Source organism: Belnapia rosea (genome assembly GCF_900101615.1).
Taxonomy (GTDB): domain Bacteria; phylum Pseudomonadota; class Alphaproteobacteria; order Acetobacterales; family Acetobacteraceae; genus Belnapia; species Belnapia rosea.
This window is the reverse complement of record NZ_FMZX01000049.1, coordinates 1-13485: the sequence shown is the minus strand read 5'-3', so window position 1 is coordinate 13485 and position 13485 is coordinate 1. Positions and strand designations below refer to the sequence as shown.

14 protein-coding genes and 1 pseudogene are annotated in these 13485 nt (G+C 66.3%); 11 read left to right on the top strand and 4 right to left on the bottom strand.

Annotated features, from left to right (window positions below):
- From BLR02_RS30690 to BLR02_RS26875, 6 genes and pseudogenes are all read left to right on the top strand, one after another.
- Positions 1-147: pseudogene (locus BLR02_RS30690) on the top strand (DDE-type integrase/transposase/recombinase); the annotation flags it as partial.
- A gap of 399 nt (positions 148-546) precedes the next feature.
- Positions 547-873: a hypothetical protein gene (locus tag BLR02_RS30685; protein WP_245704983.1), complete on the top strand. Its 327-nt coding sequence runs from the start codon at positions 547-549 to the stop codon at positions 871-873.
- Positions 870-1304, top strand: coding sequence for a hypothetical protein (locus BLR02_RS26890; RefSeq protein WP_090665333.1), 435 nt, complete (start codon positions 870-872; stop codon positions 1302-1304). Before BLR02_RS30685 ends, BLR02_RS26890 begins: the two co-directional genes overlap by 4 nt.
- A gap of 507 nt (positions 1305-1811) precedes the next feature.
- Positions 1812-2291, top strand: a complete 480-nt coding sequence (locus tag BLR02_RS29850; RefSeq protein ID WP_176849857.1) for a M48 family metalloprotease — start codon at positions 1812-1814, stop codon at positions 2289-2291.
- A 245-nt stretch (positions 2292-2536) separates the two neighbouring features.
- Positions 2537-2689 (top strand): hypothetical protein, encoded by a 153-nt coding sequence (locus BLR02_RS26880; RefSeq protein WP_245704982.1) that lies wholly within the window; start codon positions 2537-2539, stop codon positions 2687-2689.
- A 4-nt stretch (positions 2690-2693) separates the two neighbouring features.
- Positions 2694-3188, top strand: coding sequence for a hypothetical protein (locus tag BLR02_RS26875; RefSeq protein ID WP_090665331.1), 495 nt, complete (start codon positions 2694-2696; stop codon positions 3186-3188).
- Between the two features lie 405 nt (positions 3189-3593).
- On the opposite strand, the gene BLR02_RS26865 is transcribed toward BLR02_RS26875, so the two are convergent.
- Positions 3594-4502, bottom strand: a complete 909-nt coding sequence (locus tag BLR02_RS26865) for an acetamidase/formamidase family protein (protein WP_090665330.1) — start codon at positions 4500-4502, stop codon at positions 3594-3596.
- A gap of 204 nt (positions 4503-4706) precedes the next feature.
- On the opposite strand from BLR02_RS26865, the gene BLR02_RS26860 reads away from it, so the two are divergent.
- Together BLR02_RS26860 and BLR02_RS26855 are read left to right on the top strand one after the other, a co-directional pair.
- Positions 4707-5054, top strand: a complete 348-nt coding sequence (locus BLR02_RS26860) for a hypothetical protein (protein ID WP_245704981.1) — start codon at positions 4707-4709, stop codon at positions 5052-5054.
- A gap of 339 nt (positions 5055-5393) precedes the next feature.
- Positions 5394-6410 carry an SMP-30/gluconolactonase/LRE family protein gene (locus BLR02_RS26855; protein WP_245704980.1) on the top strand — a complete coding sequence of 339 codons (1017 nt, stop codon included), beginning with the start codon at positions 5394-5396 and terminating at the stop codon, positions 6408-6410.
- 131 nt (positions 6411-6541) lie between these two features.
- Here BLR02_RS26855 and BLR02_RS26850 read toward each other — a convergent pair whose 3' ends face one another.
- Positions 6542-7513: a Bug family tripartite tricarboxylate transporter substrate binding protein gene (locus BLR02_RS26850; protein WP_090665328.1), complete on the bottom strand. Its 972-nt coding sequence runs from the start codon at positions 7511-7513 to the stop codon at positions 6542-6544.
- Positions 7514-7751: 238 nt separating this feature from the next.
- On the opposite strand from BLR02_RS26850, the gene BLR02_RS26845 reads away from it, so the two are divergent.
- Positions 7752-8987: an MFS transporter gene (locus BLR02_RS26845; RefSeq protein ID WP_090665327.1), complete on the top strand. Its 1236-nt coding sequence runs from the start codon at positions 7752-7754 to the stop codon at positions 8985-8987.
- Between the two features lie 162 nt (positions 8988-9149).
- Positions 9150-10082: a Bug family tripartite tricarboxylate transporter substrate binding protein gene (locus BLR02_RS26840; RefSeq protein ID WP_245704979.1), complete on the top strand. Its 933-nt coding sequence runs from the start codon at positions 9150-9152 to the stop codon at positions 10080-10082.
- Between the two features lie 38 nt (positions 10083-10120).
- Here BLR02_RS26840 and BLR02_RS26835 read toward each other — a convergent pair whose 3' ends face one another.
- Both BLR02_RS26835 and BLR02_RS26825 read right to left on the bottom strand, forming a co-directional pair.
- Positions 10121-11440, bottom strand: coding sequence for a glycoside hydrolase family 1 protein (locus BLR02_RS26835; protein ID WP_245704978.1), 1320 nt, complete (start codon positions 11438-11440; stop codon positions 10121-10123).
- 687 nt (positions 11441-12127) lie between these two features.
- Positions 12128-12814 (bottom strand): extensin-like domain-containing protein, encoded by a 687-nt coding sequence (locus tag BLR02_RS26825; RefSeq protein ID WP_090665323.1) that lies wholly within the window; start codon positions 12812-12814, stop codon positions 12128-12130.
- 365 nt (positions 12815-13179) lie between these two features.
- Here BLR02_RS26825 and BLR02_RS26815 point away from each other — a divergent pair.
- The coding region (locus BLR02_RS26815; RefSeq protein WP_143018340.1) for a transposase at positions 13180-13485 on the top strand (306 nt) is incomplete at its 3' end.

Here is a 13485-nt window from a genome sequence, read left to right as displayed (position 1 = left end):
CGCATCGTGAACTGCTGCCCGAGGTGAAGCACCGAACCAGTCGCTACCTGAACAACCGCGCCGAAAACTCGCACCGGCCGACACGGCGCCGAGAGCGACAGATGCAACGCTTCAAGTCACCGGAGCAGGCCCAACGCTTCCTGTCATCCCACGCCATGATCTATGGCCACTTCCGTCCACGGCGGCACCTGATGACCGCTGCTCAATATCGGCGCGCTCACGCCAGGGCCTTCCTCGTGTGGCGGCAGGAGACATGCGTCCAGATGGCGGCATGAGGTGCAGGGTCATGCCGCCACACGATGACGCACGCCTTGCAGCCCAACAAGTTGACAATGCCCCCATGCCGTCCTGCAGGTCAGCCCGAGAGCCCGAGCCGCTCAGAACCGGCAGCATGCGCCGGCGCTGCTGAAAGGACTCATCTTCGGCGTCGATGGTCGGGCGCTGTCGCCGACACATTGCCGGAAGAATGGCCGGCTGTACCGCTACTACGTGGCGCAGCGGGTGTTGAAGGACGACGCAGCCGGGGACGACGGCATCGTGCGCAGGGTGTCCGCTGCCGAGATCGAGGCGGCAGTGGTGAACCAGATCCGGGCGCTGCTGCGGCAGCCGGAGATCGTCGTCGGCACTTGGTTGGCGGCGAGGGCGGAAGCACCAGAGCTGACCGAGACGGAGGTCCGGGCCGCGCTCGAGCGACTGGACCCGCTCTGGGGCGAGCTGTTCCCGGCCGAGCAGGCGCGCATCATGCGGGCGATAGTAGAGCGGGTCGTGGTCGGGCCGGGTGGCGCGGACATTCGGCTGCGGGTCGAGGGGTTGTCCGGCTTGGTCCGGGATCTTGGTGCGGTTGCGCCTGGTGCGGAACGCGCGGCGACATGAGCGTGGCCACGAGCATCACGGTCCGGGTGCCGTTGGCCATCCGGCGCCGGCCGGGGCGGAAGACGGTGGTGACACCGGTGCAGGAAGGCGTGCCAGCCCTGCCGACGCGCGCTGATCCGGCGCTGGTGAAGGCACTGGCCCGGGCTTTCCGGTACCAGCGACTGCTGGACGAGGGTCGGTACGCCTCCATTAGCGAGATCGCGGCGGCGGAGAACATCGAGCGCGGTTATCTAGGCACGCTGCTCCGCCTCACGCTGCTGGCGCCGGAGATCATCGAGGCGATCATGGACGGGCGGCGGCATGAGATGCTGGCACTGTCACGGTTGATGGACCCATTCCCATCCGAGTGGTCCGGCCAGCGTGCGGCCATAGCCGCGTCAGATGTCCTGCTGGGAGGCCAGGAGAAGTCTGTCGCCGAGAGATGCGAATAGCTCGGCATCATCACGCCCATCCGTGCTGGTGAGGTTCGCTTTTGGCCAACATGGGCAACCCGGCAGCCATCCGAACAGTTATTAGCTCGGGAAGCGAACGGAGAAGCTGTCGTGGGCGGCGATCATGCGCGGCCAGATACGAGATCCAATGCCGCCGTGAGCGCGTGCCAACCATGCCACGGAACCGTGCTGTCCAGCTTGCCTTGGCTGCCCGCATGCGCTCTTCTCGCCATGGTGTCGACAGCCAGGTGCGGCGCCCGCTTTGCACCGCCCCAGGTCAACCCCGCTGAGCTTGAGGCGGCACGGTTGACCGTTGTGGAGGGCGTTCCCCCAGCTATCGGAATGCAGTCGGCTGAGCAGGCAACAGTGGTTCTCACCACTGTCTCACAGCGCCTTACAGCGGCCGCGCAGCCGCTCTGCACGACCTACCTTGGCCAGCCCTGCGGCTTCCGTGTTTCGTTGGATCGGTCTGCGACGCCGCGCGCAGCAATGATCGGGCAGGGAGAGGTGACGGTCACGCTCGGCATGATGTCGCTGCTCGGGTCGGAAGACGAGGTGGCGGCCGTGGTGGGACATGAGTTTGGCCACCACGTTGCCGGCCACATCGGCAAGCGGCGTGCCAGGAGTTTCGCGGCCGGTACTGTCGCCGGGACATTGCTGGGGGCCGTGGTGCCCTTTGGTGGCATCGCCGGTTGGGCACTCGGCCAGGGCGCAGCCCAGATCGGTTCGAGCGCGACGCAGCTCGCGTTTTCCAAGGACGAAGAACGCGAGGCCGATTACCTCAGCGTCTATCTTGTCGCCCGCGCCGGGTACGACCTCGACCGCGCCGGTCTCGTCTGGGTGAGGCTGACTCGTGGTGGACCGAACGAGACCGCAGGGTGGCTCGACAGCCACCCTGCGGGGCCGGAGCGGTTGGCAGCTTGGCGAAACACCATCGACGAGGTGCGCGCATCTACCGACCTCGTGCCACGGCGGCCAGGGCGGTAGCCGCTCCGCCTGCCGCGAGACGTTACTCCGAGCCGAATAGCTGCGCATCGATGGTCGCTCGTGGAGCGGATGGTGGTTGGGCCTGCCAGCGCGGACATTCGGCTCCGGTTGGAGGGACCCACCGGCCTCGTCCGAGATCCCAGCACCGTCGCGCACGAGGTACCGATGGCGGTATAACCTCAGGCGGCCAGCACCACGGTCACGAGCCGCTCGCCATTCGGCGCCGGCCGGGGCACAAGACGGTGGTGACGCCGGTGCAGGAGGGGGTGCCGGCGGTGGCCACGCGCTCTGACCCGGCTTTGGTAAAAGTGCTGGCCAAGGCATTCCGCTACCAGCGCCTATTGGACGAGGGGCGTTACGCCTCGATCAGTGAAATGGCCGCGAACCTTCAAGGATGAGAGCATGTTTTCGGTGGGGCAGAGGGTCTGGCACCGCGACGGTCAGCGCAGCGGCAAGGTGCTGGAGTGCGATGGGGACCGGGTCTTCATCGAGCAGAACAATGGCGCCGAGTTGGAATTCTCGGCGGGTGAGTTGACCGCGACGCCGCCGGCCGGCGCGAAGATGCTCGGCACGGGACCGAAGGACGGTGGCTCGGCTGCTAGGCAGGCGGGTTATGTCATGCCGAATCGCACCCTGATTGCTGGCGACATCACGCCGGAGCATGCCAGGGTGCTCGGCATCGTCCCCGTGCGCACGCTCCAGGCGATCGCGGTGCTCTACGAACGGAGGCCCAGAGCCGGGAAGTTCAGCGCGCTCGACGTCGCTGGAAAGCTGAATGTCATCGCAGAGATCACCGCCGTGCCCTACCGGACGATGCGAGAGTACAGCGATCGCCCCGGGGAGCTCGGCCTGCTGATGGGCAAGGGCCTCGCGGACAGCCAGAAGGCCGGCCGATAGCGGCAGCTGGGGGCGGAAGACGCTGGCAATGTTGCTACGGGACAGTAGCGAGACCACCCTTCTTTCCCGAGCGGACCGGCGCTGATGAAGACGCTGGCGCGAGCGTTTCGGTACCAGCGGCTGCTGGACGAGGGGCGGTATGCCTCCATTAGTGAGATGGCCGCAGCGGAGAAGATCGAGCGAGGCTACCTGGGCAGCCTGCTGCGATTGACTCTGTTGGCGCGCGACTTGGTGGAGCTGATCCTGGATGGTCGAGCAGCAGATCGCGTCGCGCTGCCGGCGCTGCTGGAACTGGTTCCTCTGGTCTGGGCACATCAGCGGGAACATCTAATGTCCGGCAAACCCATCCAGCACACCAAACTCAAGGTCGCCTGCAAGCCCAAAACTGCGACGGAGCGTCCAGTCCTACCGTTTCGGGAGCCAGCGCTTGGCAATGCGGCAGGCGACCGTGAAGGCAGGGTTGAAGACATTGCCGACATCGTAGCGGACGACCTGGCCCATCAGGTGGCTGGCGGCGCGGGCGTCCAGGCCGAAGTCCTCGCCGAGCCAGCGCGACATCTCTGTCGTGGCGTGCTGCAGCGCCTGGTCCAGCGGCCTGGCATTGCCGACCGTGAAGATGTCGTCGGCGGTCTCGCCGCGCGGCCAGGTGATCGTCCGCTTCAGGACGCGGAAAGCCACCTCCATCTCGAAGGATGTCTCGATACCGGTGCCGGTGATCTCCCCGTCGCCCTGACAGGCATGCCCGTCGCCGAGATAGAAGAGCGCGCCCGGTACCGACACAGGAAACCAGGCTGTCGTGCCGGGTGCGAACAGGCGGTAGTCCATATTGCCGCCGTTCTGTGCGCTGGTCGCGGTGGACAGCGCCTGCCCACCCGCCGGTGCAACCCCGAAGCAGCCGATCATGGGCTGGATCGGCGGCGCGAAATCCTCCAGCCCCTGCACTTTGTCCTGCAACTGCACCGTCCCCGCCGCGCGGTCGATCGTCCAGACGGCGCGCTGCTGCGGCGGCCGGTCGAGGATCGCCGCCGGATCTAGTACGGTCAGGGCCAAGGGCGAGTAGGTCCAGCCGGTCGCTCTGCTCGGTGTCAGCCGATCGATCCGTACGGCGAGCGTGTCCCCGGGCTCGGCCCCCTCGATGAAGAATGGACCGGTCATCGGGTTCGGTCGGCTGGCGACGGCCACCTCCCGCGCATCGAGACCGGAGGCATCAATCGTGTCGGTTACCACCGTATCGCCATCCGCGACGCGCAGGCAGGGTTCGGCGACGCCAATCGCGTTGAAATATCGTGTGGGTTGGAAGCGGTGCGTGGCCATGGGGCTCCCCGGGACATCTCGCTGGCATGGGCCGACCGGTCCGCGCCAAGGCTGATCCAGGCACGCTAGGAACGGGTTCGCGCCGCGGTCAAGGCGCGGCGCGTGTCAGGGCTCTAGCGCCGGCATCCGCCTTTGCGTGGAGGGGCCGACCGGCTTCGTCCGAGACCTCCCCCCCAGCGCGCCCGGCGCGGAGCGTGTGGCGGCATGAGTGCGGCGGCCAGCATTACGGTCCCGGTGCCGCTCGCCGTTCGGCGCCGGCCGGGGCGGAAGACGGTTGTGACGCCGGCACAAGAGTGTGTGTCGGCTATGACGATACGCGCCGATCCGGCCTTGGTGAAGGCGCTGACCAGGGCGTTCCGATATCAGAAGCTACTGGACGAAGGGCGCTACGCCTCTATCAGTGAGATGGCGGCGGCGGAGTGGATTGAGCGTGGTTACCTCGGCAGCCTGCTACGGCTAATGCTGCTCACGCCCGACATCGTTGAGGCGATCCTCAATGCCAAGTTCCGTCCGGCCTTGGGTTACCGCGGCTGCTGGAACCGCTGCCGCTGAGCTGGTTGGAGCAGCGCCTCGTACTCAATGGCGGAGGGAGGGCGTCAGCCAGGTGTAGTGAGGATAGACCAGTGTGAGGTGTTGAGAGCGCCAGCACGCCAGAAAGCGAATAGCCGCTGCATCTCTGGACGCTGACACGGAAGCGAGCCATCCGGGTTTGAGCACGACGGCAATTTTTGGGGAAAAGCGACCTGTCGCCTTTCGACCGGCGTTCGGTAAACCATCGTTCTGGCGCCAGAGGCACATCCAATTCGGATCAGCCATTGCGGTCCGGTGGTCCCGCCGGGTCAATCCCAAGTTGGTTGCCTGCCTTTGTCCGGAGCCGTTTCTTGCAGCTTGTTGCGCCTGCCTTTCGTCGACAAGGGTAATACGCTTGACCCCTCCCGCAAGCGGGTGAGGCTGAGCCAGCAAAAAGGGGTGAGAACCATGCCAACCGAGATCCGTGTTCTGGCCCGGGACCTGGGTTTTCCGAAGGGGCCGATTGCCATGCCGGATGGTTCCATCATCCTAACTGAAATCAACGGCGGCAGGATCACTCGCGTCGACCCAGATGGCACGGTGACACGTCTTGGCCCGGCCACTGGAGGGCCGAACGGCTTAGCGATGGGCCCCGACGGGACGCTCTACCTCTGTGACAATGGTGGCAGCCGTTACATACCCGGCCACTTCATGGGCCAGGGCCCGTCGCATGACTACGCAGGCGGCTGCATCGCGCGGGTGGACCCGGCTACGGGCGCTCGCACGGTACTTTACACCGAATGCAACGGACGTCGCCTTTCAGCGCCCAACGATCTGGTTTTCGACCGCCAAGGCGGCTTCTGGTTCATCGACCTCGGCAAGCGCTATGCAGCGCACCGCGATCACGGTGGGCTCTACTATGCCCAGCCTGATGGCTCCTCGATTGTCGAGGTGGCCTACCCAATCCTCAGCCCGAATGGCGTTGGCTTGTCGCCAGACGAGCGCACGGTCTACGTCGCAGACACTGAGTCTGCCCGCCTATGGGCTTTTGACGTTGAAGGACCGGGCGTGGTCCGAAAGCAGCCCTTCCCTTCGCCGCACGGTGGACGCTGCATTGCAGGCCTGCCGACGTTCTGCCGCTTCGATAGCTTGGCGGTAGAGGCTTCGGGCAATATCGCCGTGGCAACACTTGTTACAGGCCGTATCAGCATCTTCGCCCCGGACGGGAGCTTGGTGCGGCAGGTAGCGATGCCCGATAGTCACCCAACCAACATCTGCTTTGGCGGGCCGGATATGCGGACCGCCTACATCACCCTGTCTGGCAATGGTGAACTCGCCGCCATGGAGTGGTCAGAGCCTGGCCTGCGGCTTAACTTTCAGAGGGCCGCTGAGCTATGACAATGCTACCTGCGAACTGCATGTCAGGGTGCGCCGAGGTGGCTTTGGCAACACGGTTCTACCCAATGGCGGTCGCTACGCTGCAGGCTCTCAGCGTCAGCCCTCAAACAGCAGGTCGCGCTGTGTAAACTTCAGCCCGCCCGTGCGCCAGAGCGGACGATCAAGCCGGCAATCCGGGGCACTTCCTCTATGAGAAAAGCACGGAGCTGCTCTGTGCCCACTGTCGGCCACAACACCGTAGCAGTGCCGTTGAAGAACTCCTGCACTTTGGGGTCGTCCATCGCCTCCCGTAGCGCAACAGCCAGGCGGCCAATAACATCGGGCGGTGTGCCGGCCGGCACAAAGAGGCCGGCCCAGGGCACCAACTCGGCGCCGGGCAGGCCGGCTTCAGCGACCGTCGGCACCTCGCGCGCCAGTGCTACCCTTTGCGTATCGGTAACCGCCAATGCCCGAAGCCGGCCTTCGCGCACATGCGGCAGGCTAGTTAACGGGTAGTCCCACATTGCGTCGAGGCGCCCGCCGATGACGTCGTTCAGACCCTGGGTGCCATTGGAGTAGGGCGCATGCACCATGCGCACGCCGGTCGCCTGCTGCAGCGTCTCAGCCGCCAGATGCGGCGAAGTTCCAACACCGACGGAGCCATAGGTCAGGCCCTCCGGTCGGGCACGAGCGGCCGCGACCAGCTCGATCAGGGTCCGCCAAGGGCGGCTGGGCGGGGTGACGATCAGGTGTGGCGATGCGCCGATGCCGTGTACCGGCGCGAGGTCCCGCTGCGGGTCATAGCGCAGATTAGGAAACATGGCGGGCGCCGCTGCCATCGGCCCCTGGCTACCGTAGAGCATGGTGTACCCATCCGCCGCGCTGCGGGCGACCACCTCGGCTCCGAGTGTGCCGCCCGCACCAGGGCGGTTCTCCACCACGACGGGCTGATTAAGGCTTTGGCTCATGCGTTGGGCCAGGATTCGGGCGCTGGTGTCGGTGATCCCGCCAGCGGCGAAGGGAACCACCCAGGTAATGGGGCGCGCCGGGAAGCCCTGCGCCGCAGCCAGGCCCGGCAGCAGTGCCGGCGCAACAAGCAGGGAACGGCGGGTAGGTCGGGTCATGCGCAGCCTCCCAACATTGTTGTGGGAAAGCCTAGTCGCTCCCTGTCAGAGCCGACAAGGGACCGGTGCGCCCGATTCTGGTGCATGCCGGCAAGCTGCGGGAGGCACGGAATTTGACACGATTACAGCTGCACATCCGGTATGTCCGGCGTGATGTGGGTGCTCCTGTCCTTGGAACGAGGCAGGACCGCGCCCGTTACTTTGCCTATTCCACTCCGCCCTGATCCGGAGCTCTCCCATGCAGCAGCGGGGCGCCGAGCGCGCACTGGACGCCCTGAGCTTCTCCGTCTCCGACGCCCGATACGGGCTCGGCGCTTATCTCGGCATCTATCTTCTGGCTGAACACGGCTGGGACCCGGCAAGCATCGGTGCCGCGCTCTCGATCGGCATGCTGACCGGGTTGGCGTCGCAAGCGCCCCTTGGCGCACTCGTCGATGCGGTGCAAGCCAAACGCGCGCTGATCGCGGGCGCGGTCGTGGTGATGACCGCAACCTGTCTTGTCATCCCGCTCGCGCCTCAGTTCTGGTCGGTAGCGCTGGCGGGGCTGGTCGGGGCGCTGGCCGGCGTCACAATCGGGCCGACGCTCGCCGCCATCTCGCTCGGAGTGGTCGGCCCGGCGCGCTTTGCCCGACGGGCTGGGCGGAACGAGGCGCTGTTCCACCTTGGCGATGGCGCGATCAGCCTGGCGATCCTGCTCACCGCGCCCTTCTTCGGCAACTCGGTGGTGTTCTGGTTCATGGGTTTTACGGCTGTTGCCAGCATTGCGGCTGCCGCGGCAGTTCCTGCGGGCGCGATCGATCACGCTGTCGCCCGGGGCCTGCTACCCGGCGAGGTGACAAATGCGGCACAGCCCACGGCTTGGCGCGTGCTGCTGGGCTCCCGGCCCCTGTTGATCTTCGCGGCTTGTGGCGCCCTGTTCCATCTGGCCAATGCCAGCATGCTGGGGCTGGTGTCGCAGAAGCTGGCGCTGGGCAATCTTGGTCAGGGCATCGCCCTCACAGCGGCCTCCGCCATCGTCGCACAGGCGGTCATGGTACCAGTCGCAGCACTGGTCGCGGCGCGGGTGGATGCCTGGGGACGCAAGCCGCTGCTGCTGGCCGCCTTCATCGCCCTGGTGCTGCGCGGGACGCTCTTTACCCTTTCTGACGAGCGAGCCTGGCTGATCGGGGTCCAGCTCCTCGATGGAGTCGGTGCGGGCCTGATCGGCGCGCTCTTTCCGATCGTGGTCGCCGACCTGACGCGCGGCAGCGGGCACTTCGCGGCCGCGCAAGGCGTGGTGGGCACGTTGCACGGGATTGGCAGCATGATGAGTATGGTTCTCGGTGGGGGGCTGGTGGTGTGGGCCGGGTATGACACCGCCTTCCTGGTGCTCGCCTCCATTGCGGCACTGGGTGGCATCCTGGTCTGGTCGGCTATGCCCGAAACCCGAGGGGCGCCGGCGATGGACAGGACCGAGGCGAAATCTATTGCCTGAGCCCCTCGGTTCGTCGATGACGGAGCCCTGCTCGGGGGTGGTCAGGGACGTGCTTGGCCCGCATCATGGCGTAGCAGGGTCAACGTCGGCCCGGGAGAGAAAGCGTCCCCTATGCTCCGCCGTCATGCGCTCACACTCGGTGCCGCGGTCGCGGCTGGTCCCTTGGCTGCACAGACGCAGCAGGGCGGGACCGAAGCCTGGCCCAGCCGCCCCGTCACCATCCTCGTCCCCTTTGTCGCCGGCGGTCCGTCGGACATCGTCGCCCGCGTCATTGCCCAGTATGGCGGTCAGTCGCTAAGCCAGCCGGTGGTAGTCGAGAACCGTGCTGGTGCGAACGGCGAGGTCGCGTCGCGCCTGCTGGCCCGGGCGCAGCCAGACGGGCACACCTTGCTCGTGGGCTCGATCGGCGTCTTCGCCATCAACGCCGCGCTGCGCCCGAACCTCGGCTACGACCCGCTGGCCTTCACCCCCATTACGCTGGCGGTCACCACGCCGAACGTGCTGGTGGTGAACCCGGACAAGGTGCCCGCAACCGACTTGCGGGGGGTCATTGACTGGCTGCGGCGCAATCCTGGCCGCACCAGCTACTCGACCAGCGGCGTCGGCTCTTCGGACCAGATGACCATGGAGCTTTTCAAGCAGCTCACAGAGACCGACCCGGCCCATGTGCCCTATGCGGGCGGGGCGGCGGCGGCCACTGACCTGATTGCCGGCAACGTGGAGCTAAGCTTCCAAAACCTCGGCACGGTGGCAGGCCACATCCAGGGCGGACGGCTGCGCCCGATTGTGGTCACCAGCGCCGAACGCCACCCGGTGCTGCCCGATGTGCCCACCGCCACCGAGGCGGGGTTGAAGGATTTCGTGGTCACCTCCTGGCAGGCCCTCATGGCTCCTCCCGGCATGCCTGCCGCGCTGGTCAGGCGCGTGCACACAGCCGCAACCGATGCGCTGCGCCATCCCGAGGGACGGCAGCGGCTCGAGCAGGTCGGCTTCACGGTGGTGGCGGGCTCGCCCGAGGCGTACGCCGCCTTCCAGCGCGAGGAGGTGGAGCGCTGGCGCGGTGTAGTGCGGACGGCGGGCATCAAGGCGGAGTGACCGGCCGCCTGTATATTACGCCACCTATTGCCTGGTGGTCAGTTGGCCTGACCGGAGTGCTTTCCGAACTGCAGCGCAAACAACTGCTGCTGCGACCGGAGCTCAGCCGCCAAGGGCGCATGGACGGGGCGGCGACCACCCCCATTCGGCTCCAGCTCGAACAGGCCATTGGCGCAGTAGCGGTCATCATCCCAGCCGGGATGGCCGAGGATAGGATAGAGGCAGATGCCCTCGACCGGAACGCCTCGCCGGAGCGCCTCACGCACCTCACCGCCAACGTGGCGCAGCCACGGCGCGCGAAGGTCATCCTCAATGCTGGTTTCGGCCAGGAACAGTGGGCGGCCATAGCGCGTGTGGACGGCCGCCAAGAGCGCGTGCAGCGGGCGAGTACGCGGGTCGAATGGTGACAGCGGCTCGCCCTCGCACAGCCAGCGTCCCTGAGGCAGCCATTCCCCTGCGCAACTCCACTGATTATTCCAGTAGTAGTTGACACCCACCGCGTCGAACGTCTCGGGCCCGCCACCAAGTGCAGGTTCCACCTGTCCCGCAAGCATATCCCAGGCTTGGAATTGCGCCCTGTTGTACCAAGCGTCAGCCAGTTCTGTATCCTCGTTCCGTAGCGGCACGACATGGATGATCGGCTCAATCGCCAGAACTTTAGCTCCCGGTGCCGCCTCGCGCACCGCCCGTGCCGCAGCCGCCGCAGCCCGCACGAGTTGACGCTTAAGCTCGAGACCACGTCCGCGCGCGGCGGGGTTCATCCTGGCCATGTCACCGCCAGCCCAGGCCAGAAAGGAGATTTCGTTCACCGGGCAAATCACGGGCGGGCTGCCGGTTTCTTCGAGATGCAAGCGGCCGAAGGCCGCGGCATAATGAGCCAAGCGGTCCACGAAACTGGCTGAGAATACGTCCAGCCCGTCCGGCCAGCCATAATGGCACAGGTCCCAGGACACCTGCACGCCCATGGCCTCTGCTGCGCGGAGTAGCGGCAGCACGGGTGACCAGTCGTACCATCCCGGCGCGCCGCCCTCCACGAGGTGCCAGCGCACGCCATCGCGGGCGGCCGTGATGCCGTGTTCGGTCAGCTGGAGGTAGTCGGAAGCCGCTAGCTGGTCGTGCCGCGTGGCCGCGATCAGGTCTAGCCGCCGCCCGTCGGCACGACGCTGCGTTGAGCACTCAAACCCACCGAGGAAGAAACTCCGGAACAGCCCCGGTCGGAATAGGGCGCGCAGCTCTGGCCGCGCAACGGCACCAGGCGCCCCTCCGAACATCGCTGCTCCTGCCTCGGTGGCCACCCCGGCCAGCAGCTCACGGCGGGTAACGAGATTCAACGGTGGCGGGGTGATGTCTCTCGACATCGGCGTCCTCGGAGAGCTTCGGATTACTTTCTGCTGTATAACGGCGGCAGCCTCCACATGTTTCATTCTGGTGGCGCCGCCTGGGCAACACAGTGCGAAACACCCACGGGCCTCGATGAGTCGGCATACAAAGCGATCAGATCTACAGATCAGCCGAGCCGCCAGCCCACTGAGTCCCCCTCGTTCGCCGACCCGCGCCAGGAAAAACGGCCGCCTCTACCTCTATGACATGGCGCAGCGGGTGCTGAAGGGCGATGCGGCCGGGGACGACGGCATCGTACGGCGCGTGTCCGCGGCGGAGATTGAGGCCGCGGTGGTGGGCCAAATCCGCGCTCTGCTGCGCCAGCGCGCGGCGGTGATTGGCACTTGGATGGCGGCGCGAGGCGAGGCGCCGGATCTGATGGAGGGCGAAGCCCCGGAGGCTCTGGCCTGGCTCGACCCACTATGGGGCGAACTCTCCCGGCCGAGCAGGCGCGAACCGTCCGGCTCTGGAGGAGCGGGGGGTGGCCGGGCCCGGAGAAGCCCACATCCGCCTACCGTGGAGGGCTTGGCTCCTCTTGTTCCAGATCTCGCCGCCATCGCGCTCGGGCTGCAGAGGACCGCGGCATTACCCAGGCAACTGGCGTGATAGCCCGGATTGCTCCAACCGGGCAGCTGTTCGAGGGTCCTCCACTGCCGATCCTACGCTCAGCGGCATGTATGCACGGGACCCATATCGAGATGCAGGTGGTCAGCATGCGCGGCGTTGTACTCGGGGCCGAGCACCGCATTGAACCAACGGCAGGCCCCGTCGCGCACGTCGCGCAGAAAGGCACCCCTCGACTCAACATCACTCCAGTGGCGCGAGATGGCGACCTCATGACCATCGCGCAGCACAAATGAAGCGACGTCGATTGCGTTTGCTGTCGCATGCTGGCTCCGCCTGCCAGCCGCAGCGTGGTTCACATTCCGGCAGTTGTAGGTGCCTAGGTGACGTACCCCGGTGACTTCGGCCCCGAGGTGTTTCCGGGCCGCAGGCTGCAGTGCGTGCCGCTCAAAGAGCACCCAGGCCGCAGCCATCCGGCAGGTGACCACCGGGTCTCGCGGCGTGGCCCGAATGCCGGCGGGAAGCAGCACTGCGTTCTCGACCTCACATGCCGTATCTGAGGGTCGGTCCGGTACTCGCCTGAGGGTCAGACCCGAAGCTTCAAAAGCCGCGAAGCACGCCTCGGACTGCCGGGCGAGCAGGGAGAGTTTCAGACTCGCCATCGGCCCAGGCTCGGCCCGGAGGTCGAGCGGCTCCCTGGGGTCCCAGCTGGGCGAGAGATAAAACAGGGCGAGAGCCGTGGCCCCGACCAGGATTGCGATGGCGAGTAGGAGGCGCACGAACGACATGTGGCCCTGCTACTCCGCCGCGCCGAGGTCGGCCACAGGGTTCTGGAACGGCGCCGCACTGTTGGATACGGGCGTGCCCCTGGCATTGAGGGCGACATGAGCGCCACCATCGCGATTTACACTACGATCCGGGTACCGCTGAAGATCTGGCGGGCGGCCGGGGCGGACGACGATGGTGATGCCAGTACTCGGTGATGCGTAGAATGCGACCACGAGGCACGATGCCGCACCAAGGTGCGCCGGCAGGGACTATCTCGCTTAGCATCGGTTATGCCCCCGCCGATCCACAACACTAACGAACGACTTTAAACTTGACGCAGTTTAAGGCCTGTTAGAGCTTGAATGCTGTCGCCATATTTTGGGGCATGACGGATAGGAACGGGTGCGAGGTTTTCACCGACGCGACGTGGGCGATCTGGGAGCCGCTGATCGAGGAGGTCCGCCCACACGGCAAAACGCCGCCCAAGAAGCTGCGATGGACCATCTCCGCGATCTTGTGGCGGCACCAGAACGGCGCCAAGTGGCGCAGCATCCCGGCGGAGCTCGGCCCGTGGTGGCTGGCGGCGCAGTTGTTCATCCGCTGGGCCAAGCAGGGTGTCTGGGAGCGCCTGCTCGAGTTGGTGGAGCAGCGTGGGATCGCGCTTGGGATGACCTTTATCGATGGCACCAAC

Excerpts from the sequence above, each read along its gene's own strand:
- BLR02_RS26860 (WP_245704981.1), top strand. The coding sequence starts at position 4,707 with ATGAGTGCGGCGGCCAGCATTACGGTCCCGGTGCCGCTCGCCGTTCGG.
- BLR02_RS26890 (WP_090665333.1), top strand. The coding sequence starts at position 870 with ATGAGCGTGGCCACGAGCATCACGGTCCGGGTGCCGTTGGCCATCCGG.
- BLR02_RS26835 (WP_245704978.1), bottom strand. The coding sequence starts at position 11,440 with ATGTCGAGAGACATCACCCCGCCACCGTTGAATCTCGTTACCCGCCGT.
- BLR02_RS26865 (WP_090665330.1), bottom strand. The coding sequence starts at position 4,502 with ATGGCCACGCACCGCTTCCAACCCACACGATATTTCAACGCGATTGGC.
- BLR02_RS26825 (WP_090665323.1), bottom strand. The coding sequence starts at position 12,814 with ATGTCGTTCGTGCGCCTCCTACTCGCCATCGCAATCCTGGTCGGGGCC.
- BLR02_RS26850 (WP_090665328.1), bottom strand. The coding sequence starts at position 7,513 with ATGACCCGACCTACCCGCCGTTCCCTGCTTGTTGCGCCGGCACTGCTG.
- BLR02_RS26845 (WP_090665327.1), top strand. The coding sequence starts at position 7,752 with ATGCAGCAGCGGGGCGCCGAGCGCGCACTGGACGCCCTGAGCTTCTCC.
- BLR02_RS26875 (WP_090665331.1), top strand. The coding sequence starts at position 2,694 with ATGTTTTCGGTGGGGCAGAGGGTCTGGCACCGCGACGGTCAGCGCAGC.